This window comes from Symplocastrum torsivum (genome assembly GCF_059505465.1).
Map to the genome: position 1 here is coordinate 1 of NZ_JCACKQ010000035.1, position 22,886 is coordinate 22,886.

At 45.3% G+C, this 22,886-nt stretch carries 24 protein-coding genes and 1 pseudogene; 10 read left to right on the forward strand and 15 right to left on the reverse strand.

The window, feature by feature from the left end; all coding sequences use genetic code 11:
- The first annotated feature begins 22 nt into the window (after positions 1-22).
- Both AC5JL3_RS11345 and AC5JL3_RS11350 read left to right on the forward strand, forming a co-directional pair.
- On the forward strand, positions 23-214 hold the full coding sequence (locus AC5JL3_RS11345) for a hypothetical protein (protein WP_496074592.1): 192 nt from the start codon (positions 23-25) through the stop codon (positions 212-214).
- 198 nt (positions 215-412) lie between these two features.
- The gene (locus AC5JL3_RS11350; RefSeq protein ID WP_496074593.1) at positions 413-967 is read left to right on the forward strand and encodes a hypothetical protein; all 555 of its coding nucleotides are present in this window, start codon (positions 413-415) and stop codon (positions 965-967) included.
- 190 nt (positions 968-1,157) lie between these two features.
- Here AC5JL3_RS11350 and vapC read toward each other — a convergent pair whose 3' ends face one another.
- From vapC to AC5JL3_RS11370, 4 genes are read right to left on the reverse strand one after another with little or no spacing between them, the layout of a single operon-like run.
- Positions 1,158-1,556, reverse strand: a complete 399-nt coding sequence (gene vapC, locus AC5JL3_RS11355; RefSeq protein ID WP_496074594.1) for a type II toxin-antitoxin system VapC family toxin — start codon at positions 1,554-1,556, stop codon at positions 1,158-1,160.
- Positions 1,553-1,753 (reverse strand): type II toxin-antitoxin system VapB family antitoxin, encoded by a 201-nt coding sequence (locus tag AC5JL3_RS11360; RefSeq protein ID WP_496074595.1) that lies wholly within the window; start codon positions 1,751-1,753, stop codon positions 1,553-1,555. Before AC5JL3_RS11360 ends, vapC begins: the two co-directional genes overlap by 4 nt.
- Positions 1,695-1,973: a DUF5615 family PIN-like protein gene (locus AC5JL3_RS11365; RefSeq protein ID WP_496074596.1), complete on the reverse strand. Its 279-nt coding sequence runs from the start codon at positions 1,971-1,973 to the stop codon at positions 1,695-1,697. Before AC5JL3_RS11365 ends, AC5JL3_RS11360 begins: the two co-directional genes overlap by 59 nt.
- Positions 1,970-2,203, reverse strand: a complete 234-nt coding sequence (locus tag AC5JL3_RS11370; protein ID WP_496074597.1) for a DUF433 domain-containing protein — start codon at positions 2,201-2,203, stop codon at positions 1,970-1,972. The genes AC5JL3_RS11365 and AC5JL3_RS11370 overlap by 4 nt, the downstream gene beginning before the upstream one ends.
- A 190-nt stretch (positions 2,204-2,393) precedes the next feature.
- Here AC5JL3_RS11370 and AC5JL3_RS11375 point away from each other — a divergent pair, with 190 nt between their 5' ends.
- Positions 2,394-2,768, forward strand: a complete 375-nt coding sequence (locus AC5JL3_RS11375; RefSeq protein ID WP_496074598.1) for a DUF433 domain-containing protein — start codon at positions 2,394-2,396, stop codon at positions 2,766-2,768.
- Positions 2,765-3,160: a DUF5615 family PIN-like protein gene (locus tag AC5JL3_RS11380; RefSeq protein ID WP_496074599.1), complete on the forward strand. Its 396-nt coding sequence runs from the start codon at positions 2,765-2,767 to the stop codon at positions 3,158-3,160. Before AC5JL3_RS11375 ends, AC5JL3_RS11380 begins: the two co-directional genes overlap by 4 nt.
- Before the next feature lie 252 nt (positions 3,161-3,412).
- On the opposite strand, the gene AC5JL3_RS11385 is transcribed toward AC5JL3_RS11380, so the two are convergent.
- Complete coding sequence (locus AC5JL3_RS11385) at positions 3,413-3,760, reverse strand: DUF5615 family PIN-like protein (RefSeq protein WP_496074600.1); 348 nt, start codon at positions 3,758-3,760, stop codon at positions 3,413-3,415.
- Positions 3,761-3,763: 3 nt separating this feature from the next.
- The gene (locus tag AC5JL3_RS11390; RefSeq protein ID WP_496074601.1) at positions 3,764-4,105 is read right to left on the reverse strand and encodes a DUF433 domain-containing protein; all 342 of its coding nucleotides are present in this window, start codon (positions 4,103-4,105) and stop codon (positions 3,764-3,766) included.
- A gap of 279 nt (positions 4,106-4,384) precedes the next feature.
- On the opposite strand from AC5JL3_RS11390, the gene AC5JL3_RS11395 reads away from it, so the two are divergent.
- Complete coding sequence (locus tag AC5JL3_RS11395; protein WP_496074602.1) at positions 4,385-4,816, forward strand: nucleoside deaminase; 432 nt, start codon at positions 4,385-4,387, stop codon at positions 4,814-4,816.
- A gap of 48 nt (positions 4,817-4,864) precedes the next feature.
- Here AC5JL3_RS11395 and AC5JL3_RS11400 read toward each other — a convergent pair whose 3' ends face one another.
- From AC5JL3_RS11400 to acs, 6 genes and pseudogenes are all read right to left on the reverse strand, one after another.
- Complete coding sequence (locus AC5JL3_RS11400; RefSeq protein ID WP_496074603.1) at positions 4,865-6,238, reverse strand: cytochrome P450; 1,374 nt, start codon at positions 6,236-6,238, stop codon at positions 4,865-4,867.
- A 208-nt stretch (positions 6,239-6,446) separates the two neighbouring features.
- Positions 6,447-7,382: a ribokinase gene (gene rbsK, locus AC5JL3_RS11405; protein ID WP_496074604.1), complete on the reverse strand. Its 936-nt coding sequence runs from the start codon at positions 7,380-7,382 to the stop codon at positions 6,447-6,449.
- Between the two features lie 44 nt (positions 7,383-7,426).
- Positions 7,427-7,627 (reverse strand): annotated as a pseudogene (locus AC5JL3_RS11410) (Uma2 family endonuclease); the annotation flags it as partial.
- 227 nt (positions 7,628-7,854) lie between these two features.
- Positions 7,855-8,946 (reverse strand): phosphotransacetylase family protein, encoded by a 1,092-nt coding sequence (locus tag AC5JL3_RS11415; protein ID WP_496074605.1) that lies wholly within the window; start codon positions 8,944-8,946, stop codon positions 7,855-7,857.
- Positions 8,947-8,979: 33 nt separating this feature from the next.
- Positions 8,980-9,354: a type IV pilus biogenesis protein EbsA gene (gene ebsA / locus AC5JL3_RS11420; RefSeq protein ID WP_192222327.1), complete on the reverse strand. Its 375-nt coding sequence runs from the start codon at positions 9,352-9,354 to the stop codon at positions 8,980-8,982.
- Positions 9,355-9,748: 394 nt separating this feature from the next.
- The gene (acs, locus tag AC5JL3_RS11425; RefSeq protein ID WP_496074606.1) at positions 9,749-11,719 is read right to left on the reverse strand and encodes an acetate--CoA ligase; all 1,971 of its coding nucleotides are present in this window, start codon (positions 11,717-11,719) and stop codon (positions 9,749-9,751) included.
- A gap of 886 nt (positions 11,720-12,605) precedes the next feature.
- Between acs and AC5JL3_RS11430 the strand changes: the two genes are divergently transcribed.
- Positions 12,606-15,353: an ATP-binding protein gene (locus tag AC5JL3_RS11430; RefSeq protein WP_496074607.1), complete on the forward strand. Its 2,748-nt coding sequence runs from the start codon at positions 12,606-12,608 to the stop codon at positions 15,351-15,353.
- A 148-nt stretch (positions 15,354-15,501) separates the two neighbouring features.
- Here the strand turns inward: AC5JL3_RS11430 and AC5JL3_RS11435 are convergent, their stop codons facing one another.
- Both AC5JL3_RS11435 and AC5JL3_RS11440 read right to left on the reverse strand, forming a co-directional pair.
- Positions 15,502-15,684 carry a hypothetical protein gene (locus tag AC5JL3_RS11435; protein ID WP_192222324.1) on the reverse strand — a complete coding sequence of 61 codons (183 nt, stop codon included), beginning with the start codon at positions 15,682-15,684 and terminating at the stop codon, positions 15,502-15,504.
- A 127-nt stretch (positions 15,685-15,811) separates the two neighbouring features.
- On the reverse strand, positions 15,812-15,946 hold the full coding sequence (locus AC5JL3_RS11440; RefSeq protein WP_496074608.1) for a hypothetical protein: 135 nt from the start codon (positions 15,944-15,946) through the stop codon (positions 15,812-15,814).
- Positions 15,947-16,440: 494 nt separating this feature from the next.
- Between AC5JL3_RS11440 and AC5JL3_RS11445 the strand changes: the two genes are divergently transcribed.
- From AC5JL3_RS11445 to AC5JL3_RS11455, 3 genes are all read left to right on the forward strand, one after another.
- On the forward strand, positions 16,441-17,928 hold the full coding sequence (locus tag AC5JL3_RS11445; protein ID WP_496074609.1) for a helix-turn-helix domain-containing protein: 1,488 nt from the start codon (positions 16,441-16,443) through the stop codon (positions 17,926-17,928).
- A gap of 2 nt (positions 17,929-17,930) precedes the next feature.
- Positions 17,931-19,289 carry a DUF1822 family protein gene (locus AC5JL3_RS11450; RefSeq protein ID WP_496074610.1) on the forward strand — a complete coding sequence of 453 codons (1,359 nt, stop codon included), beginning with the start codon at positions 17,931-17,933 and terminating at the stop codon, positions 19,287-19,289.
- Between the two features lie 526 nt (positions 19,290-19,815).
- A complete protein-coding gene (locus AC5JL3_RS11455) occupies positions 19,816-20,211 on the forward strand; it encodes a hypothetical protein (RefSeq protein ID WP_496074611.1) in 396 nt (131 codons plus the stop codon).
- A 170-nt stretch (positions 20,212-20,381) separates the two neighbouring features.
- Here AC5JL3_RS11455 and AC5JL3_RS11460 read toward each other — a convergent pair whose 3' ends face one another.
- Positions 20,382-20,981, reverse strand: coding sequence for a Uma2 family endonuclease (locus tag AC5JL3_RS11460; protein ID WP_496074612.1), 600 nt, complete (start codon positions 20,979-20,981; stop codon positions 20,382-20,384).
- Between the two features lie 215 nt (positions 20,982-21,196).
- Between AC5JL3_RS11460 and glpK the strand changes: the two genes are divergently transcribed.
- The gene (glpK, locus tag AC5JL3_RS11465; protein WP_496074613.1) at positions 21,197-22,714 is read left to right on the forward strand and encodes a glycerol kinase GlpK; all 1,518 of its coding nucleotides are present in this window, start codon (positions 21,197-21,199) and stop codon (positions 22,712-22,714) included.
- Positions 22,715-22,886: the final 172 nt, after the last annotated feature.

Sequence of the window (22,886 nt, forward strand, 5' to 3'; positions counted from 1 at the left end):
AGGGTAAGGCTTTGGCGGCATAATGGCAGGTAGACTTCCGCCGAAGTCTACTAGTCGTATCCGCACGGCTCACAGTGCACAAAACTTTGCTTTGCTACGACGCATTGCTTTAAATCAGCTTCAGCGAGAAACCAGCGTCAAAAGTAGTATCCGCCAGAAACGCTATCGGGCGGCACTAGATAATCAGTATGCCATTAAAGTACTTCTTGCTTGATTAATTCGGGTGGCTCCCAAACATTTTGGATGATAGTTTTGAGAAAAGGCTGGCTTCAAGTGAGAGTCCTTTGTTCCAGCTACAGCTTTCACTTTGTTGACCTGCCTACTGCCGTCTACTCAACCTTTGAACTGTGAGAGTTATTTGTTGATTTAATCACTGACAATTTAGCCAAGCTGCTATTGCTCCAGCCTGATTATGGCGCTCGTAAAATCCAATTTTTCTGGTATGAGAATATTGGTTATAGTTCGGCATTCGTTTTTTTATAACTCTATACATCGGAGTTTTGTCAATAATATTAAGATGCGTTTACCCTGGAAAATCAACACTGAGCTAGCTGAGGACTCACGTTTTTCTTTTTTCTTTAAGCCAATTGAGCGATTAGGCGGAGCTTCGGATGAGAAGATTAGCATATTCACAACACAAGAAGCGCGAGAAGATGCAATTAGATTTCTACAAAGCCACTTGAAATATCAAAAAACAGCTTCTACTCTCAACTCGATGAATGATTATGTGTGTTATGCCTCAAAAGCTAACTCTCTAGCAATCCGCTCTAACGGCGATATTGCGAAGTGTACAGTTGCATTATCTGATGAGCGTAATAGGATAGGTCACCTTAACAAAGATGGAACTGTAGAAATTGATAAAACTCTCTTTCGTCTCTGGCTGAAGGGATTGCAGTCGGGTAATGATATGGAGTTAGCTTGTCCCTATGCTGCAATGGAAACTTTGGTGAATCTTTCAAGTAAGTAGTATAGCAGTCCTATTTGAGCTGGTAGGTTAGAACGCTCTCGCACCTCCTACTATTACATGAATGAGAGATGCTTGTACGGGGGCGATCGCTTGACTCAAAACAAAGAGCGATCGTACCTCCAACAATTACATGAATGAGAGATGCTTGTACGGATGCGATATCACCATCAAAAGAAAGAGCGATCGCACCTCATAGCAATGTAACTGGAATATGCAATCGGAAATTCTCAAAATCTTTATCAGAGGTGAAAATACTGTAGCCCCGACGATGAGCGACTGCACATAGCAGAAAATCACTATTAGAACCCTGAACACCATTGCTGCGGCAGGTGTTGAAAAACTCTGCCGCTAGTTCATAGTCTTCAGATGTTAATTCTAGGTCAGGAAAAGCACGAAGATAGTCTCGCAATCGAATGAACTGTTCTGAATAGCGAACGCCAGAAAGCACTTCCTGACGAATCACTCCCAGTAAAACGACTCGTCCGTCTGCAATCAAATCACGCAGTATATTAACGATTGAGAGCGCATCATTTGGCGTGTTGCGCCGCAATGCCAGCGACCAAACAGAAGTATCAACAACAACATTCATATTATTTGTCGCTGTTGCTTGTAGTTATACCCTTCCTCGTAGTCAATAGTACCGAACAATTCCAATACTTTCAGTTGTTTGCGACGTTGGATGTACTCGCGTAAAGCGGCTTCGATCAATGCAGTAGCTGTTGGATGGTTACTCAAAGCAAGGGCTTCTTGAAGCAGAGTTTGGTCTATCTGGAGGGGAGTTACCATGTATTTTCTTCCTAAACCTAATAGGTGTAAACTTAGCTCTATGGTAAGTGATCGCACTTCCTACAATTTCCTTATTTGCAACTTGCGCCGCCTCAAAGATCTCGATATCCTTGGCATCTATTAATCCAAAATCTCGCAGCGCCATCGCATTTACTTCAAATGAATTGTTCAGCAAGCTAGCCAATGTTGGAGGTAACTGAGCGTCAATCCAAATGTTCATGCAGTCAACTGAGGAAAGTCAGTGCGCCGTGCAGCAAATAGCAAGCAAGCTTGAATGTCTTCAGGCTCTAGATCAGGAAAATCTTCCAAGATTTCTTTAACATTGACATTTTCAGCTAACATCTCTAAAATATCACTCACTCGAATTCTCATCCCTCGAATGCAAGGGCGACCGCCACACTGACCGGGAGTTTGAGTGATACGAGTTAACAAGTTAGATAACTGGTTCATTATTAGGATGTAGATAATGGGTTAGAGTTGCTGTCTTCATAATAGAAGTCGGCGCTTATTATTCATGCTTAGTGGAACTATCGCACTCTTACAATTCCCCTTTGAGAGATGCTTGTACAGGTGTGATCGCCTAAAAAGAAACAGCGATCGCCTAGGGTAGTATGAAGTTAGTTTTTAAGAGGCTACAGCTATGACTTTAGCTCCTGATGAACAAGCTGCCATCATTCGTACAGAGCGAGGACTAACGATCGCAGGAACGCGCATCACTTTGTATGACGTAATGGACTACGTAACAGAACAGTACCCGCCTAAGTTTATCCGAGGCTTGTTCGATCTGACAGAAGAACAAATTAATGCTGCTCTAGCTTACATCGGGGCAAACCGTGCCGATGTTGAAGCTGAGTATCAAATGGTTCTAAAGGAAGCTGAAGAACTTCAGCAGTACTATGAACAGAAAAATCGCGATCTCATTGCCCGGATTGCAGTAAAGCCTCCAAAGCCTGGAACTGAAGCTGCTTGGAAAAAACTTCAGGCAGCCAGGGCAAAGCGTGAATCTAAAGCATGATTTTTTTGATCGATCACAATCTCAAGGGATATGCTCTAGTTTTGTTTGGTACCATTGCTAGTCAAGGTTGGCTTGATACAGTCTCGATTCAATTTGTCACATTTGCTGAGATAGAGTTGCCAATCAATAGTGATGACAGGGTAGTTTGGCGACTAGCTCAGGAAAACCAGATGATTTTGCTCACAGCCAATCGCAGCATGAAAGGAAAAAATTCATTAGAGCAAGTCATGCGTGAAGAAAACACAGCGATATCTTTGCCCGTGATTACGATTGGAAATGCCGACCGACTGCTGAATGACTCTAAATATCGTGAACGGTGCGTTGAACGTTTGATTGAGATTGTGCTTAATATTGACGACTATAGAGGTTCGATGCGGATTTTTATTCCGTAAAGTGTTCAGTAGTGAGTGATCGCCGAGCTTGTAGGTTGGGTTGACGCAAGTAAACCCAACATCATTTTGCACTTACAATCTTACCCATTTCCACCATGCCAATGGGAGCGTACCTCCTACAATTACTTTTTGATAGATGCTTGTACGGATGTGATCGCACCATCACAAGAAAAAGCGATCGCACCTCCTACAATTAAATGAATGAGAGATGCTTGTACGGGTAGCGATCGCATGGTTATACCTTGCTTGATTCTATGGTGACATAGCAGGACGCACAACACGAATCAACTTGCCTTGCAAAGGTTCCTCTGCTGTAATTGCAGTTTGGATTCGGTTAGCTAACGCTTCCCAATTGCGATCATTCGTGCAAGCGATAATGCCAGCATGATCTGGCTGTATACGGTGCAACTGAAAGAAATCTTTACGATTTTGGGTAAGGACAGCACGGTTCTCACTAGTTGCGAAAGCTAATACATCCAGGTCAGGAATTCCCTGATTTGCTCTGCCTGCTTCTTGAACAGTTAAAACATCATGCCCCAAAGCTCTTAGGAATTCTACAACAGGATATGGGTATTGCTCATCGGCATAGAGACGCGCCACGAGCTACAAATCCTCATGCATCACTTCATCGTTTTCCCGAATTTCTGTTTCAATTTCGCCGGGGAAAGCTTCAGCATATGCCCAGGCGTTAGCAATATCAGTAGCAGATAGTGATGGATAACTTTTAAGTAAGTCAGCTTCGCTGTAACCAATGCGACGAGCTTCTACAAGTCCCCAAACGGTGATGCGAGTTCCCGCAATACAGGCACTTCCACCGCAAACACTCGGTGTTTTTTGAATACCGCGCCCCTGGATGATTTTGCCTTGGCATAGGAGTTGAACAACTTGAGCTTTTTCGTCGTCAGACAGTGCCAGTAATTGAGGCTCTAATTCTTTCAGGGTCATTGCAGACAATGGAATTGCGGCTACTTACTATTCTATCGAACCCCATCCAGCCATCTACCCCATCACTGTATTACCCCACCAGGGATAAAGAGCGATCGCACCTTACAAAAATATCAAACAGGACGAGGCTTGCACTCCAAGCGCAATCCCAACAGCGACAGGGGAATCTTGCCCAAATTCAACGCTTCCTACGGTGCGATCGCTCCCCCAAACCTTGCGGGAGTAAAAAGTGCTTCATTGAGGGGTATTGTAAAACTGATGTGTTGAGGAGAAGGTGTTATGGATGATTTCATGGAAGCTGCGATCGCTGAAGCCAAACAAGGACTCAGTGAAGGCGGGGTTCCCATTGGTTCAGTCATTATCAAAGATGGACAGATTGTTGGTAGAGGACACAACAAGCGTGTCCAAGATAATGACCCTGTTACTCATGCTGAGATTGACTGCCTACGCAACGCTGGCAGAATCGGCAATTACAAAGGGACAACGCTTTATTCTACCTTGATGCCCTGCTATCTCTGTGCGGGTGCTGTTGTTCAATTTGGCATCAAAAAAGTAATTGCTGGTGAATCAGAAACCTTCTCTGGGGCAAAGGAATTTATGGAATCCCACGGCGTTGAAGTTATTGATTTAAACCTAGATGAATGTAAGCAACTGATGAGCGATTTTATCCAGAACAATCCAACGCTATGGAATGAAGATATAGGAAAATAAATAGCCTCCCTATGTTTTAGGTTATAAATTCTATGAATTGCTCCTTTCTCAGAGCGAAACAAGGGTATTTTTGCGCTGACGCTGGTTGACGACCATTCGCATATTACCAGGAGGGGCAATAGTGAACCCACGGCGGGCAGGCTTGATGGGACGGCTATCTGCCAGCATTAGGTTGTACCGAGACAGAATGGTGGCTAGTACCAACTTCATTTCATACTGGGCAAAAGCCATCCCGATACAGAGACGATTTCCGCCACCAAAAGGTAGATACTCGTAGGGTGAAAATTGCCTTTCTAGGAAGCGCTCAGGTTTAAACCGCTTAGGTTCCGGGTATATATCCTCTCGATGATGGGTCAAATAAATAGAGATTAGCAGGTTTGTTCCAGGCTCGAACTGGTACCCCATTATCTCCATCGGTGCTTTCAAGGTTCGAGGGAAGGGATTGATTGCGATTGGGTAGATACGCAGTGTCTCTTGACAAACGGCGCTGAGATAGGGAAGTCGGGCAATGGTAGTTGGGTCGGTGTCAGGAGAGAGGGTATCGAGTTCGCTCAAAAGGCGATCGCGCACTGCTGGTAGATGGTCAGTCCAGTACAAAGCCCATGATAAGGCGGAAGCCGTAGTCTCATGACCTGCAAATAGCAGTGTCAGCAGTTCATCCCGTAACTCCTCATCCGTCATCGGCTGACCCGCTTCGTCACGAGCAGACAATAGCAAGCTGAGGATATCATCACCACAAGGATCGGCTTGCTCTCGACGTTGCTGAATTTCGTCATAGAGGAGTTGGTTAATTTGCTGCTTTTGGCGAAGAAACCGTCCCCAAGGACTCCAAGAGCCTAAATCCTTCTGGAGTGAAGGAAAAAACAGGAAGCTGGAGGTCAAGGGAGAGCCAATCACATCCAACAGTGAAGAGAGGAGTTGCCTGAGTTGGTCGAAACGCTGTCCCTTGTCCAGTCCAAAAACAGCACTCAGGATTACTCGTAGAGAAATCTCTTGCATCGCCGAGCGAACGTAGAAAGCTTCGCCAATCTTCCACTGACTCATTACTTGTTCCGTAATGTCACAGATCAGCTTGCCATAGGCTCGCATCCGTTCCCCATGAAAAGGGGGCATCAATAGCCGTCGCTGGCGCTGATGCTTCTTGCCGTCGAGTAAGATCAGTGAGTTTTCTCCCAGCAAAAACTGGAGAGGTTTGTTTGCACGACCACTCTCAAACATTTCTGGGTCAGCCGTCAAGATTTGCCGAATCGCCTCCGGGTTACTCACATATACGAGTGGGGTTGATGTGTTTTTCCCCAAGGCGAAGGTGTCACCATAACGCTGGGCACGTTCCTCTAGTACGTCCAAGGGCTGAAAAATCCACTGGAGCGTCCGTAGTATTCGTAGATAGCGTGGAGTTGTCGGACCATCAGGCAGTTTCATTAGGGCTTCTCTTTCAGAATTTGCTTTTTATTCTCGCTGCATGTAGCAGAAAGCCGTCAGCTATCAGCTATCAGCTTCTTGGTTTTCCTTGTTCTCTACGCAAGTTTCACACATATCGACGCTGTACCTCATCCAACTGAAAACTGCTGTATAAAGATGCGATCGCGCTTTAGGAGGTTCAACTACCTCTTGTGGTTAAAGACAAACCTCACCCTATCTCCACATCCCTTTCCTTGAGAAACCTCTCAAACGTCTCCCGATCAGGTAGAGAAGGCTGCGCTCCTACTTTCGTCGCCGAAAGTGCCCCAGTCGCCGCTCCCCAGAGGATAGCTTGCCGTAAAGGTAGTCCCTCCGCCAATGCGGCCGCTAACCCTCCATTAAAAGCATCCCCAGCCGCAACTGTATCAACAGATTGGACTGAAAAGGCTGGAACAAAGAATGTTTCAGAGCCAGTGGCACAGAAGACACCTTGAGCGCCCAACTTTATAATCACAGTACCGATACCCCGTTGCCGTAACTCGGCTGCTGCTTGGCTAGCTGTCTCTTGTCGATCTACAGGAAAGCCTACAAGTTGAGTGGCTTCCACTTCATTTGGTGTGATAATGTCTACCAACAGGTAAAGTTCTGGTGGAATATCCCCTCTAGCAGGTGCCGGGTCAAGTATTACCGGAACACCAGCCTTTTGTGCTGCCTGAGCGGCTGCCAAAACTGTAGATATTGGAACCTCAAGCTGTAAAAGTAGCGCCGCCGCATTTGGTAATAAATTAGTAAGACGCTCTACATCATCCTGATTTACCCGCCCATTAGCACCCGCAACAATAATGATGTTGTTTTCTCCCACATCATCTACGGCAATCACCGCAACACCAGAACTTGCGCTATCGTCCAACAAAACATTGTCGATATGAACACCTGCTGCTTGTAACCCACCTCGCAGTTGATGCCCAAAATTATCATTACCCACACGGCCTACCATTTGCGTGGAGATTCCGAGCCGCGCTGCTGCTACGGCTTGATTTGCTCCTTTCCCACCAGCAGCCGTGAAAAATTCATAACCTTGCAGTGTTTCACCAGCTAGTGGCAACCGAGGTGTCCTGGTTACCAAATCCATGTTGATGCTACCGAAAACAATCACTGGTTTCATTAGAGTTCAGGCTAATGCCTCGACTTCAGTCTTGAGAATAAAAGTTACTCGAACTCAACAGACCATAGTTCAGAAATAGGAACCTCCCAGCCAGGAAATAGTTCTGGAATTGTGAGGATATCTGCATCCGTCAACACGACTGGCTCAGTTGTTGAACGGTAGATAGTGACAGTCTGCTTATCTGGGTCAATTAATATCCCTACTCTTGCACCCAGTTCTAGGAATGACTGGATTTTCTCTCGAATCTTTGACAGTCAGGGACATGGGAGGACACATAGAAATATCTCTTTCTATGCTATGTCAAACCAGAGTTTCAGGGCTTGAGCGATGGCGTGCGATCGCGGAATATATGATGAAAAACTCCACCCACGAGAGGATGGAGTTTTCGGGAATATTGAGAACAAGCTTAAATCTTTAGAAAATAAAACTCCGTCTCTAAAATACAAACAACCAACAACCAACAACCAACAACTCAATGTGCTGGCACGGCGGGTTCTAAACCAAGCTGACTCATCAACCGCTCAATGTCGAAATGCCGATCCATCATCTGCCGGATACACTGCACCTTAATCGCTTCGTTTAGGCGCACCTGACCAAAGGCATCATCAACAATTTCCACTGTTGTCAGGGTGTCCAAGTCAACTGACAGAACTGGGATTTCCAATTCTTCAGCACGACTAAGGATAAAGGGTTGCGGTGGCAATTGACCTGTAAGGATGAGGCAATGAGTTGAGGTTTCTAGCGCTGCCATCTGAATGTCTGCGCGATCGCCTCCTGTCACTACTGCCATGTTTCTTCCCTTGCGGAAATACTTCAGTGCTGAATTAACATTCATCGCACCAATTTTCAAGGTTTCTACCATCAAGTCCAGCCGATCCGAACGGCAAAGCACTTCAGCATTCAACTGACGCACGAGTTCCCGAACGCTGACACTCCGCAACAAATCACTTCTCGGCATCATTGCTAATACTGGAATTCCTTGCTGTTCCAGAAAAGGGCGCACTGTCGATTCTGCTATGGATAGTTGTTCAGCGGGAATATCGTTAATCAAAACTCCCAGCAAATGATCACCGAGAAGTTGTTTTGCCGACAGCAGCGTTTCCACGAGTAACACGGAGTGAAAACGGGTGACAAGTAGGACAGCCGCATCAGCCGCTTGAGCGACTTCTAGTAACGATAAGTTAAACAGGCTTCCTTCACAGAGAGTTCCTGGCCCTTCTAGCAACATTAAATCGCCATCGGGTTGTTGGAGATATTGCAAGAGCGATTGGCGATAATTCGTTGAATCCTCTCCCCGCAGTCGCTTTTGAATCGTTTCATCATCTAGAGACAGCAGAGGCGATCGCACCCGTCTTTCCGGCAAGTTAAGGGTTTGGCTCATAAACCGAATATCTTCTTCCATCGCCTCAGAGGGATTGGTACTTAGACGGGTTCCCAACGGTTTACCGTAGGCGATATCCAACCCTTTTTCTTGCAGTTGATAGGCGACTCCTAAAATCGTTGCTGACTTACCGCTGTAAGCTTCTGTTGACCCGATTTGCAAATACTTCGCGGATTTTGCCACCCCTTTTTTCACTCCTATTATTTCAACTTGTGCTTACTCGTCGATGCGTAACAGCTTTCGGTAGAAGGCTTGGGAAAAATCCGTTAAACGCGATCGCCTGAAATTCATGATTACGTCGATTAAGTAATTCATAAACTCAGAATTTGGCATCGTCACTTCGTAACTGAGTTCCGCATTTCCATCAAACTGTAATCGGCAACGGGTTAACTCCGCAGGAAGTTTTGATACAAACCAAGTCGCAACAAAGGGAATACTGTCACTGCCTTCAATTCGGCGCTGACCTTCCAAGGAACCCTGTTGGTAGAGGCTAATTGCCAGGGGGAGCATATTTCGCTTAGCACCCTGGTAGTAAGGCATATAAACACCGACGGCACCCTTGTCGGCAGGCTGAAGTTTTTCGATTGACATATGCTGTTTTTCCTCAATGTCCGTTGATAAAAGCGGTTCAGGCTATTGTTTGGTAGTTAAGACCAGCGGTTAGAAACGGGTTTGGCTGAGGTTGTTGATTCAAAAAAATTATTCATCGTTATGATTTTAGGCTCTTTCATTGAGCGCATCTAGCCTCATTTAAGCATTTATACTGAGTAGGACTTGATTGAATCTAGTCTAGCTGAACAGTTTGAGAAGCCTCATACTACTATCGGCTAGAGTTTTTTGTAGAAGGGATGTATAGTTTAGCAAAATATTCCTTCATCTTTCTTAAAATTAATTCTTCTCATATGAAACAAAACCCGCCTAAGCGGGTTTAAGACGAAGTTCACTGATTATGTTGATAGAGAAAAATGTGTCAGATCAATAGTGATTAGGCTCCTTCCCGCAACTTATCGAGAACACCCAGATCTTCGAGAGTGGAGGTATCACCAGCGACTTCCTGACCTGCCGCCAGTGACCTGAGTAACCGCCGCATAATTTTCCCCGATCGCGTCTTGGGCAAAGCATCGGTAAAGCGGATTTCACCAGGACGTGCGAGTGCCCCAATTTCCTGAACGACGTGCTTCTTCAGTTCTTTCTGTAACTCCTCACTAGGGCTTTGGTTGCCTTCTAGGGTGACAAACGCGAAGACTTCTTCTCCTTTCAAGTCATCCGGCTTACCAACTACAGCAGCTTCAGCAACAGCAGGGTGAGATACCAGTGCTGACTCAATTTCCATCGTGCCGAGTCTGTGGCCAGAGACATTAATCACATCATCAACTCGACCCATTACCCAGAAGTACCCATCTTCATCTCGACGCGCACCATCCCCTGCAAAATAGACATATTTTCCATCTTTCGGGGGAATATGTTCCCAATAGGTGCGACGGAAGCGGTCTGGATCGCCATAAACGGTTCGCATCATCCCAGGCCAAGGATGCTGAATGATTAGGTAGCCGCCTTCATTCGCTCCAAGCGAATTGCCTTCTAAATCGACAATATCTGCCAAAATTCCAGGGAAAGGCAACGTAGCAGAACCCGGCTTCGTCGGAATTGCTCCTGGTAGTGGCGTAATCATAAATCCACCCGTTTCCGTCTGCCACCAGGTATCAACAATTGGACACTTGTCGCCCCCGATATACTGCTGATACCACATCCAAGCTCTAGGATTAATTGGCTCACCCACAGTTCCTAGCAATCTTAAAGACGACAAATTTCGAGCTTGAGGGTGCTGTTCACCTATTTTCATAAAAGCGCGAATCGCAGTAGGGGCAGTATAGAAGATGTTGACACCGTGTTTTTCAATCACATCCCAAAAAGCGCCAGGATTAGAAGCACGGGGCGCACCTTCATACATCAGCGTCGTTGCCCCATTGGAAAGTGGTCCATAGACGATGTAGCTGTGACCTGTAATCCAACCAACATCTGCTGTACACCAGTAGACATCAGTATCCTGGATGTCGAATGCCCATTTCAGGGTCATGTGGGTGTAGAGGTTGTAACCTGCTGTGGTGTGGACAACGCCTTTGGGTTTACCCGTGGTGCCACTGGTGTAGAGAATGAACAGCATATCTTCACTGTCCATTGGTTCAGCGGGACAATCGGCAGAGGCTTTGAGTTGTAATTCATGCCACCAGTGGTCACGTCCCTCTTCCATGTGAACGTCTTGCTTAGTGCGCTGAACTACGAGGACGTTTTCAACACTCGGCGCACCGTTATTGGCTAAGGCTTTATCAACCTGATTTTTGAGAGCAACGATCGCATCTTTGCGCCACCCCCCATCAGCAGTGACAACGACTTTCACTTGAGCATCAACCATTCGATCTTTTAAGGCTTCCGCACTGAATCCGCCAAAGACAACTGTATGAGCCGCCCCAATTCTTGCACAAGCCAGCATTGCGATCGCGGCTTCGGGAATCATCGGCATATAGATACCAACGCGATCGCCTTTTTGCACACCTAACTGCTTTAAGACATTGGCAAACTGGCAGACTTCCCGATGCAACTGAGCATAAGTCAGAGTCCGCGAGTCTCCCGGTTCCCCTTCCCAAATTAATGCCGCCTTATTGCGACGCCAGGTAGTTAGATGTCTATCAAGGCAGTTGTAAGAAATATTAATCTTGCCACCGACGAACCACTTCGCAAACGGGGGTTGCCAATCGAGTACTGTATCCCACTTCTGGAACCAGTCCAACTCTGTTTCTGCCAAATCTGCCCAAAACTTCTGTGGATCAGCTTTCGCTTTTTCATAAAGTTGCTGATACTCTTCCAGACTCTTGATCTGAGCCTTTTGTGAAAATTCAGCAGGCGGCGGGAATATACGCTTTTCTTGAAGGATTGATTCTATGGTGGGCTGAGACATAGGACTAAACTCTGGATCTAAATCAAAAACTCTTGCGCTCGTGGGAATTATCCCTTCCAAACAATACTTTGTTCTTTATGCAGATTAACGCCTGACTATTTTGAGTTTCTTTAAGCGTATGGCAAATGCTTGAAACTGTAGCAGAGTTGCCACAACTCAGACCGGGCGAAGATGGCTCATCCTATTGTGGATTTTAAGGTTTGACTTGTAAATAGCTCATTGAGTAAGGAGATTAAGGGAAGTCAGAGGATTTTTAGGGTGGCAAAACAAGAGTCTTTTTATTAGTAGCGATCGCACCTTTCCTGACCCAATACCCAACTATCTGTATTTATTTGATAATGTAAAGTAATCGAAACCTAAATAAACTTCTAAAGTTTCTGGTGGTAAATTATCTTTATTAGGCAACAAAGCTTGCCCTAAAAAGAATTAAAATCCACCCTTCCTGAGATTAGCCACTGTCATTAATTCAGAACGGCTGTAGAGCAAAGGAACTTGCATGACGCTACTTTAACCTTGGCTGAATGCTTGCGCCTGTCTACTGCAAGGGGGAGCATAATCACTCACTAGTGCAGTATGGCGGAAATAACTATTCAGTTGAAAAAGGTTAAAAGGCTTACCTTACAAGCAATATTCATAAAAGCCTTGTGCCTCCTGCCTCCTGCCTTCTTGCACTAGTGAGCCAGCCCTACCAACGCAAAGCAAGTCTAGACGTTGTTCAATCGTCCCCTAACCTCTTGTTTCGTCAATTAGTAGAAATCCCCTCAGAAAAAACCTGGTGCAGTTAGGAATACGGGAATACTGTAGTAAGCCATCTCGCTTGGCTCAGTCAACTTCTAAGCTCATATCCCTTAGCAACCACACTCAACACTGGTGTTCTAACTCCGTAATGCTCCTGAAATATTTAACCAATCAGGTTTCAAAGGTTTCTGAGAAAATACCGCTGCGTATCTTGCTTGTGGTGCCGTTCGTGCTTCAAATCTTTGTGGTAGTTGGGTTTACAGGCTGGCTATCCCTACGCAACGGGCAAAAGGCAGTTCAGAGCGTGACAACTCAGTTACATAGCGAAATCACCGAGCGCCTTGAACAACACCTCAATGTTTATCTCAAGGTTCCTCATGTTGTCAATCAGCTTAATGCTGATGCAATTAATTTGGGTTTATTAGATGTACAAAATATTCCTACCCTAGAGCGCTACTTCTGGCATCAACTCCATACCTTCAAGTCACTGGAACACATTGCCTTAGGTAATACAAACGGAGATTATATTGAGGTTTTGCGCCAGAAAGATGGTCAATTTATTGTCAAGGTTAAAGATAATACAACTAGCCCATCGCGCCACACCTATAGGCTCTCCAGCCAGGGGAAACGAACCCAGCTTTTACAAAGTGAACCAAACTACGACCCTCGATTTCGCCCCTTTTATCAGGTAGCTGTAAAAGCCGCAAGTCCTATTTGGACAGATGTTTATTTAGGGTTTTCTACTCAAGAACTCCATACTGATGCCGTTCGACCCATCTACGAGCAAACTGGAGCGCTTAAAGGAGTTTTGGATGCGGGTTCAAATCTTTCCCAAATCAGTGAATTTTTACAGAGCTTAAAAATTGGTCAAACAGGGCAAACATTCATCATTGAACGCTCTGGTATGTTAGTTGCAAGTTCTACGGCTGAGAAACCATTTGTTGTCACAGATGGTAACGCTACTCGGATTAAAGCTTTAGAAAGCCGCGATTCTTTAACTCGTTCAACAGCAGACTATTTAACTAAATACTTTGGTAACTTCACCCAAATTAACAGTAGCCAACAGCTTACCTTTAATATCAATAACCGCCGACAATTTTTACAGATAACGCCCCTACGTGAAGGAAATAGCCCTGAAACTGACACTTTACTGCTTCCAGATTGGCTAATTGTCGTAGTCGTGCCTGAAGCAGACTTTCAAGAACACATTGATGTGAATACCCGCTCTACTATTCTCTTGTGTTTAGCTGCTTTAGCAATCGCTACGTTATTTGGAATTCTGACCTATCGCTGGATTACTCAACCAATATTACATCTAACGGCTGCGGCTACTGCTCTTTCTAGAGGAGAATGGAACCAAGTTGTATCAGTTGAGCGTTCTGATGAACTGGGTGTTCTTGCCAAAGCATTTAATCAGATGGCACTTCAGTTGAAAAAGTCCTTCCTTACACTTTCTCAGCGTCAAGCCTCCCTTGCTGAAGCCCAAAAGCTGGCTCATGTTGGTAACTGGGAACTAGATTTAGCCACTTATACGATTACGGGTTCCGATGAACTCTTCCGCATCTTTGGTTGGGAACCAAGTGAAATCGGGCATAGATATCTTAAGTACACTGACTATCTCAAACGAATTCATCCCGAAGATGCAAAGGTTTATAGGGAAATAATTTCCGAAGCCATTTATCAAGGCAAACCTTATGAGTTTGATTGCCGAATCCAAATTCCTAATGGTTCAATTCGGCATATTTCGACCAAAGGGGAACCGAATCTTGATCACAAGGGTGAAGTGATTCGATGTTTTGGAACGGTGATGGATATCACTGATCGAAAATTAGCGGCTCAAGCCTTGGAACAAGCCAAGTTAGACTTAGAAATTCGAGTCGAAGAACGAACAGCAGAATTGAGCCAAGCATTAGAGCAATTGCAGCAATCAGAAGTCCAACTCAAGAAAAAAGCCTTTCAACTCAAAAAAACCTTACGCGAACTGCAACAAACTCAAACTCAGCTTGTTCATACTGAAAAGATGTCTTCGCTTGGTCAACTTGTTGCTGGTGTTGCTCATGAAATTAACAATCCAGTTAGCTTTATTTACGGCAATCTTACTTATGCCAGAGCTTATATGAGCGACTTGTTTGAACTGCTGCAACTTTATCAAGAACATTATTCATCACCACCAGCCACGATCCAGAATCAAACAGAAGCAATTGAATTGGATTTCTTGATGGAAGATTTTCCAAAACTACTTGACTCAATGCAAGTTGGGGCAGAACGTATCAGCGAAATCGTTCACTCCTTAAAGAACTTCTCTCGTTTTGACCAGGCTCAAATGAAAGAAGTCAATATCCATGAGGGGATAGACAGTACCTTAATGCTTTTGCAAAGCCGCCTCTCAGAAACTGTTAGTCACTGTGGAATTAAGGTGATTAAGGAGTATGGCGACTTGCCAATGGTACAGTGCTACGCTGGTCAGATGAATCAGGTGTTTATGAATATCCTGAGCAATGCGATCGATGCTTTAGAGGAGAAGAGAATTAGGATTAAGGAAACGGGAGATAGAAGTTGGCAGGAAAAAGACTATCCCCCAGTATTTATTAAAATTCGCACTCGCCTTCAGGACATGGCAAGTCATAAAAATACTCATCAGCCCTCAGCCTTAACCCCTCACCTCCTCATTCAAATTTCAGATAATGGATGTGGGATGATTGAGCCGATACGCTCTCGGATTTTTGACCCCTTTTTTACAACTAAGCCGATTGGTTCTGGTACTGGATTGGGTTTAACGATTAGCTACCAAATTGTCGTGCAATCTCACAAAGGTAAGCTAAACGTTACATCAACAGAGGGACACGGCACTGAGTTTGCAATTGAGTTGCCTTTACGACAAACTATCCTTCCGTGAACTACTTACGCTTCTCTTCGAGTAAGCGTGAGCTTCCCAAATCTCTAAGAAATCTGAGAACTTCCCTTGCGGTACTATGGGTGTCTAAATCATTACAAGAGACAGCCTTAGATTATTTCCCAGTCCCCAGCCCCCAATCCCCAGACAGTTAGCCAAAAGCGATCGCAAACGCTTGCACAAGCTTAACAATTTCAAAGGTTACAAAGATACTGAGAATAACTGTCACCAAGTTATTCAGGATGGGGATGTTGCCATAGCCGAACATCGAAGCGGCAAACTTAAGCACAACAATTACAAGCCCAATAATGACGGCAATTTGTAGGGGTGTCATAGTTCTCTTCTCGATCAACGATCAACCTTGAGGGTATACCGTTTTGTGACACCTTGGGAATAGGCATTACATTAACAATTGTGGCTCTTTGTTACCACTTCAGTATTGCCTAAGTAACCTCTATCGCTTAGCGCATCAGATTTAATGCCAGGTGAAGCGGATGGTTAGAGGTTGTGCCTGGTGGTTGATGCCGGGAATCCGAAAGATTTGCTATTGCCCACAAACAACCAGTTAGGAAGATGCTAGAGACAAGACGTTTCATCGTTTCTACCTCCAAACAGATGGTCTTAGGGACTTATCTCTCTACGAGCCGAGTCGTTATGCACCATATTAAATAATTCATGCCTTTTAACAGATGAAGAATTTTTTCTAGCTCTCTAATCTAGATTTGTACTCTCTAGAGCCAGTAGCACGAATTCCCTAGCTGTCTCGTTAACCTACAAGGGTCAGAGTTCTCCTACAGAAATTAAGCGAAACTGCATAAGCTGAATTTGACGAGAGTTAATTAATGCTGACAGGCTCTGATGCCACTGACTTAAATCTCGATTAGGGAGGTGAACAACCTTGGGAGGATGAATTAAAACGATATGGCGGTGACAGAGGCTATAGCTTCCCTTTCGTTAGTAGAACCGTTAATCGCTCTAGAAAACATAGTCCAGCACCACAGCCAGCCAATCATCCATCAGGCGACTCGGTTATCAGGATTTCTGCGACACTTCATAGATAAACAGTAAATTGCCTCAGCTGTAACATTCGATGATTTCTTCCCCTGTCAGAATTGCTATGGGTGCTGCCTTAAGATACTGGAGACTTGTGAGAATTGATGCTACCGGAAAACGCAGAATTAAGGAAATTCCTGAAGCCCAAGAGTTTTTCTTGCTATCCTTTCCGGAATTCATGGCTCAAAGCGATGTCCCGGATACCCTCATCCAACGTCAACTCCTGCACTGGATGAAACAGGCTAACCAAGGAAGCCTTCAAGCAACATCCCGTCAAGAAGAACAGCAAGGTTTTTTGGCTCAACGTTGTCTACAGTGCTTTATTTCTCATCAAATCGAGCGAGTTTGCCTGAAATTGGAAGCGCAGTTTGGCGCAGATCATGGCTTCACCTGCAATGATTTACTACCTTTTGTCTTAGATGATGACGGGATAAGACAACAGCGAAACCCAACTCGCTCAGTTGCGACTCCCTATCAATCGCTAATAAGCGATATTTTACAAACCTTCGAACCAGAGCAGAGCAGCCTAGCGACTTGGGCAACGCGGCGAGTAAAACACCACAAAGAGCTGAATGCTTTCTTGCTGGAACACGGGGTTTACCTGGTCAGTGACTGGGCAATCCTTAACGATACCCGCCCCAAGCAGTTGCAACGGATTTTCACGCAGTTTCACGGCTTAACGCCTGTTGAAGTCCAGCAGGCGACACGACTTCTAGAAAACTATCACGCTGTTTATCGCGCTCAACGCTTGCTTGCACGTCAGACAGGAACCCAAGGACAGTGCCTACCACCGACGACCGAACAACTCCAGCAAATGGCACAACGCTTATTCAACCAAACTCACGAGATGCTTGCTCCCGAAATCCTGATGACACAATTACAAGAAATTGGTTCTCGTCTGCGGGAGTACCGAATTTACGTCCGGGGTGGCTCTCTGCCAACAGAATCTCTGGATGCCAAAGTGAATGACACTAACACGTTGAGTGAGCGTCTTCCAGCTCTTGAGGGGGATAACCAGGATACTGACGAGCAAACAGAATTTTTAAGCTTCTATCGCCAACAACTCGTGGAATGTTTAGACCAAGCTGTAGCGCAGGTAACGGACGACCAAGTTAGGAAGTTAAAACGTAAAGATCCCGATAAAGCAGAAAAATTTCTGGCGGCATTGCAGTTGTTCCACTGTCAGGAATTGTCGATGAGTGAAATTGCGCCCCTAGTGAATTTGCAAGCGCAGTTTCAAGTCAGCCGCTTGCTCAAGCTGAAGTCTCTTCGTGCAGATATCCGACAGCGATTGCTCTTGCAATTACGCGATCGCATTTTTGAGCAAGCCAAAGTCTACACAACCCCAGAACGCCTTCAGACACTCAATCAACAGCTCGAAGAGGTACTCAGTGAACAAATTGACACCGTAATCCAAGAGGCACTAACGGAAGCCAGTACAGCAACAACCGCAAGAAAACAAACCCTACCAAGCAGTCTTTTTGCCCAAAGACTCTGCCGCTATCTTGATTCTAGGAGAAACTAACTATGAATTATTCCTTAGATCGTACCGCCCAAATTTGGCTCGACTTTGAACCCTTAGCTACAGAATCGGTTAACCTCTCACCAGAGGTTGTAGACCAAGCTGTAGCACTGAGCCTAAATATTCCTAATGAAGAACGACAGTGGCAGACGTATCTAAACGCCTTAGCCCTATTTGGTTTCGAGGAATGGCTGGAGGGACGCTCGGCTGATGTAACGATCAATCGGGAGCATTGCTCAGTCTTACAACCCTCTCTTGCCAATGCCATTGAAGCCGTATGTAACCTGAAGGTTAATGGGTTCAACATTTGCTTAATTGCTACTGGTAGCCTGAGTGATGAAGAAGTCATGTTACCCAGGGCAGTTGTAGATTTACCAGAATTTGTCCCTCATTTTTACGTGTTGGTGGAGGTTGAAGAAGAATTTTCAAGTGTTACGGTTCAGAGTTTCCTCTCTCACGCACAGTTAACCAATCGACTAAGACAAGTCAATTTAGAAGCTGAGGACGATTGGACTTATCAGCTACCTTTAACCTGGTTTGAGGGTGAGCCAGATCGTTTGTTGTTAAATCTGTCCGGATTGGAACCGACAGCAGTGTCTCTACCTCAACGCGATCGCATTCGTTCCTTATCCTCAATTCGCTCGGAACTAGAAACACAGTTATCTCAATTACACTCATCAGAACGCCAACTCTCTTCAATTTTGACTTGGGAACAAGGAGCGGTTGTCCTCACTAGTCCAGAGTTACTCGATTGGGTGTATCAAGTAGAACGACAGGAGCGTTCCGCGCCAAACTCACCCAGTTTACTGACTCAATCTCGCCAGCATCTTGCAGATATCCTACAGCTTTTAACACAACCTGCTGTGAATGTAGGGCGCTGGTTGTGGAACGAGTTGGATGAGTTCGCACAGGAACTCTCTTGGGTACTACTGCCAACCTTTGCTGCCAATGCCCCGGTGCGATCGCCTGTGGAAGAATTTGAAGCGATCGTGACACGACTGGAGCAAACAGGCGTAGAAATTCCTGTGGAAGCGCGTGGTGCTTATCGTGACTTGCGGTTAGGGGGAATGCCATTACGGCTGTATGCCGTTACCTGGTCTGTGCTATCAAATCCGATTCCTGAATGGACATTGTTACTAATATTGGGGGCCACGCCTGGTACGAGTCTACCTCTAGGTTTGCAGTTACGAGTCAGTGACCAGACAGGCGTTTTGGTAGAACAAGTATTGGATGCTGGACAGCGTGATTCCTACTTCTTTACCAGTGTCGTTGGTACGTGGGATGAGAAATTTATCGTGTCAGTGGGCTTACCTTCTGGGATTCAACAGACTTTTCCCCCCTTTAGCTTTAACCCAGAGCGATAAATTTTAGCAAAAGGCAGAAGGCAGAAGGCAGAGGGTTTTTATGTTTATTACTAGTACGTGTTGTTTGGGTCGTTATCGAAAAATTGGGTAACGCTCACCTCAACCCAAACTACAAAGGTGTCAATGTGGCTTATGTCAGTGCCATTCCGCTTAAATAAGCGATCGCTTTTCTTAGGGTTCTTTAAGACGGCAAGATATAGAATACGTTTTTCTTAAAAATAGATAAAATAATCGCGATTGATACAAAATCCATGATTACTAAAAAAGTGTAATGTGTATCACACTAGCGTTTGGATTTCTCTTGATGAGATAAAGAATGGTTCGATTAGTTACAGAATTGGTAGCTAATATCTTATATAGATAAAAATACTTCTTGACTTATTCAGTAGCTTTGTAACGTGCTTCATAAAAACTATTGCTATATCTAGCGATAGAGGTAAAATTCTCATCAATATCAACACACTATAAGTAAAGAGAAAGCTTGAAGTAAAAGTTTAAAACAAAATAAAACCAGGGAGTAAAGTTAATGCTACGCAGATCGCTTGTTGTCTTAGGAATCGGAGCAGTAGTTGTTGGCTTCGCACCAGTTACCCTTGCACAGACAGCTACCCCATCTCGCGCAAACGATAATTCAGTCACTCTGTCTGGTGAATCTCTCCAGATTGAGAGTCGTACAATCTCTGACTTCCAAAATTTCTTTGATGATGGAACACCACAAGTCACTCAGCCGAATTCTGCAACTAGTATTGGTAGACTCACTCGCTCTCAATCAAGCCTTTCAATTGGCGAAGACTTGGGAATAAACGAACAAGTTGACGTTGTTGTTGGGGATACTCTAAATGGTTCAACTAGTCCAGCAACGTTCCGTGCGGGAGAACTAGACAATGAACGGGTAAGAGTGCAACTTCAGCTAGGGCAATAAACTATAGGGAGCAAGACGCTGCACAATTCCATAATAATGATTTCGTAGAAGCGATAGCATGGGCAGCCGCTTCCTTCGTTTTAGGGGCAATCTCTAAGGTTTGCGCCTGCTTTTATTTGTCGCTATAAAATCCAGAACAAACGGATGCCACGGTTGATAGTGAGCAGTGGCTAATTGGGCTTGCGGGCGTTGCGAAATGCGGTTGCTGCCTCTAGCCGAGACATTTGGGCAATCAACACGCAACGGGTGAGCAAATCTATATCGAGGGTTGCGAGTTCTGGAATCTCGCTGCGGGAGATTTTTTCGTAGTGATTCTCCCGCAAGCGATAGAGGCTGAATAGCCCATCTTGCCAAAACCACACTTCGGGCACTCCAATCGCCTGATATCGCTGAAGTTTGTTGGGACCACCGCTAGTAAATACGACTTCGATGGCGAGATCGGGGGTTGGCTTTGATTGCCCAAAGCAGTAAGATTCATCCGCCTGGACTGAGACTTCCCCTTCTCGCTCTTGAGTCATTGAGCCTGTAGGTTCAAATTCGATATTATTTTCCAGGCAGAACAACCCAATCAAAAAGCCGATGAGCCGACTAAAAACTTCGTGTTCACGTCCCGGCATAAGAATTTCGATCGCGTCATTGTAGTAGAACAACCTGACACCCGGAGACTCGGCAAAACCTGCCTGAATCAGCTTGAACTGTTGCCAGGTAATGCCACCATAAATGAGGCGTTGATCGGTGGAGGGCTGATTGAGAAGGGGAGTTTGTGTCATCGCCTTAGCTCATAATTGCGCTGCATCGCACCTTGATTTTAACTATTGGAGAGTTTGAGGGGATACGTCCAAAATATCTTGCAAATAGTCTTCAATCTGGGGTGAGATCACAGGTAGATGACCTTCTTATTCATTTCTACCTACTTACCAGGTTTCTGCAAGTCTCAACATACAGCAAAATGGTATAAGAACTAACAATTGCTTTTCCTTAAGCCATGACTGCTGATGCTTCTGCGTATGTTCTAGCCCTAGACCTTGGTACTACAGGCAACCGGGCAATTTTGTTTGACAACGGTGGGGCAATTGTTAGTCAAGCGTATAAAGAACTCACGCAGTACTATCCTCAACCCGGTTGGTTAGAGCATGACCCAAGAGAGATTTGGCAAGATACCTTGTGGGTAATGCAGACTACATTGGAGAAAGCAGGGGTCAAGGCTTCGGAGATTGCTGCAATTGGAATGAGTGTGCAGCGAGAAACCTGTTTGCTATGGGACAAAGATACAGGGCGACCTCTACATAATGCTATTGTTTGGCAAGACCGCCGCACTGCTCCCTTATGTAATCAGTTGACCGAAGAGGGTTATGCCGCCAAAATAAGCGATCGCACAGGCTTAGTACTGGATGCCTACTTCTCTGCAACTAAGTTGGCGTGGATATTAGAGCATATTCAACAACAAGACCCTCCCATCGACCTAGATAATGTTTTGGCAGGTACCATTGATACCTGGATTCTCTGGAACCTAACTGGAGGAGAGGTTCACGCAACAGAACCTAGCAATGCTAGCCGCACGATGTTGTTAAATCTAAGAAAGCAGCAGTGGGATGGCAAACTATTAGACTTATTTGGCATTCCGGCGCATTTCATGCCAAGTATTCAGCCAAGTCTAGGCTTATTTGGTCATACCAAGTCAGAGTTATTAGGGGATTCAGTGCCGATTACAGCAATTTTGGGTGATCAACAATCATCACTGTTTGCCCACGGATGCGATCGCCCTGGCTTATTAAAATGTACCTATGGCACTGGCTGCTTTTTAATTGCTCACACTGGCGACCAATTAAAGCGATCGCAAAATCAACTACTCTCCACAATTGCCTGGACACAAACCGATTCCTCATCCCATCACAAAGTTGGTTATGCCCTAGAGGGTAGTATGTTCACGGCTGGAGCCTGCATTCAGTGGTTGCGAGATGGCATCAAAATTATTACAGCCGCCGCAGATACCGAACCGATGGCAACACGAGTCGCCGATAACGGTGGCGTTTATTTTGTTCCAGCATTAAGTGGCTTAGGTGCGCCCCATTGGGATATGAGTGCAAGAGGGGCATTCTTTGGCATAACTGGCGGAGTTCAGCGCGAACATATGGTGCGCTCAGTTTTAGAAGCGATCGCTTATCAAGTTAAGGAAGTTGTACAAGCCATCAACCAAGACTCAAATACCGAAATTGCCCGATTAAAGGTCGATGGAGGAGCTTGCCAGAATAACTTCTTAATGCAATTCCAAGCCGATGTTTTAGGCATCCCCGTAGAACGTCCACAGGTACTTGAGGCCTCCGCACAAGGAGCCGCCTTTGCCGCAGGCTTAGCCGTAGGATTTTGGCAGGACTACGCCACCCTCACCGCCAGCCGTCAAGTTGACCATGTTTTTGAGCCAAGTGCCAATGCCACCCAAGCACAGGAGAATTTCCAAATCTGGCTCAAAGCTGTCGGGAGAGCTAAGCATTGGGTCAGCTAAAATGCTGATTCTAAGCAACTCAACCCCAATTGTAGTAAACCACCTCGGTTGAACTCTTGGTGAAATCTACGCTGGATTAATAAGCCTTCCTCACTAGAAAGACTCTTCGGTTAAATTTGTATTCTGTATGCAGAAATTGTACTGTATTAGGGTTACAGGCAGTACTGATCTG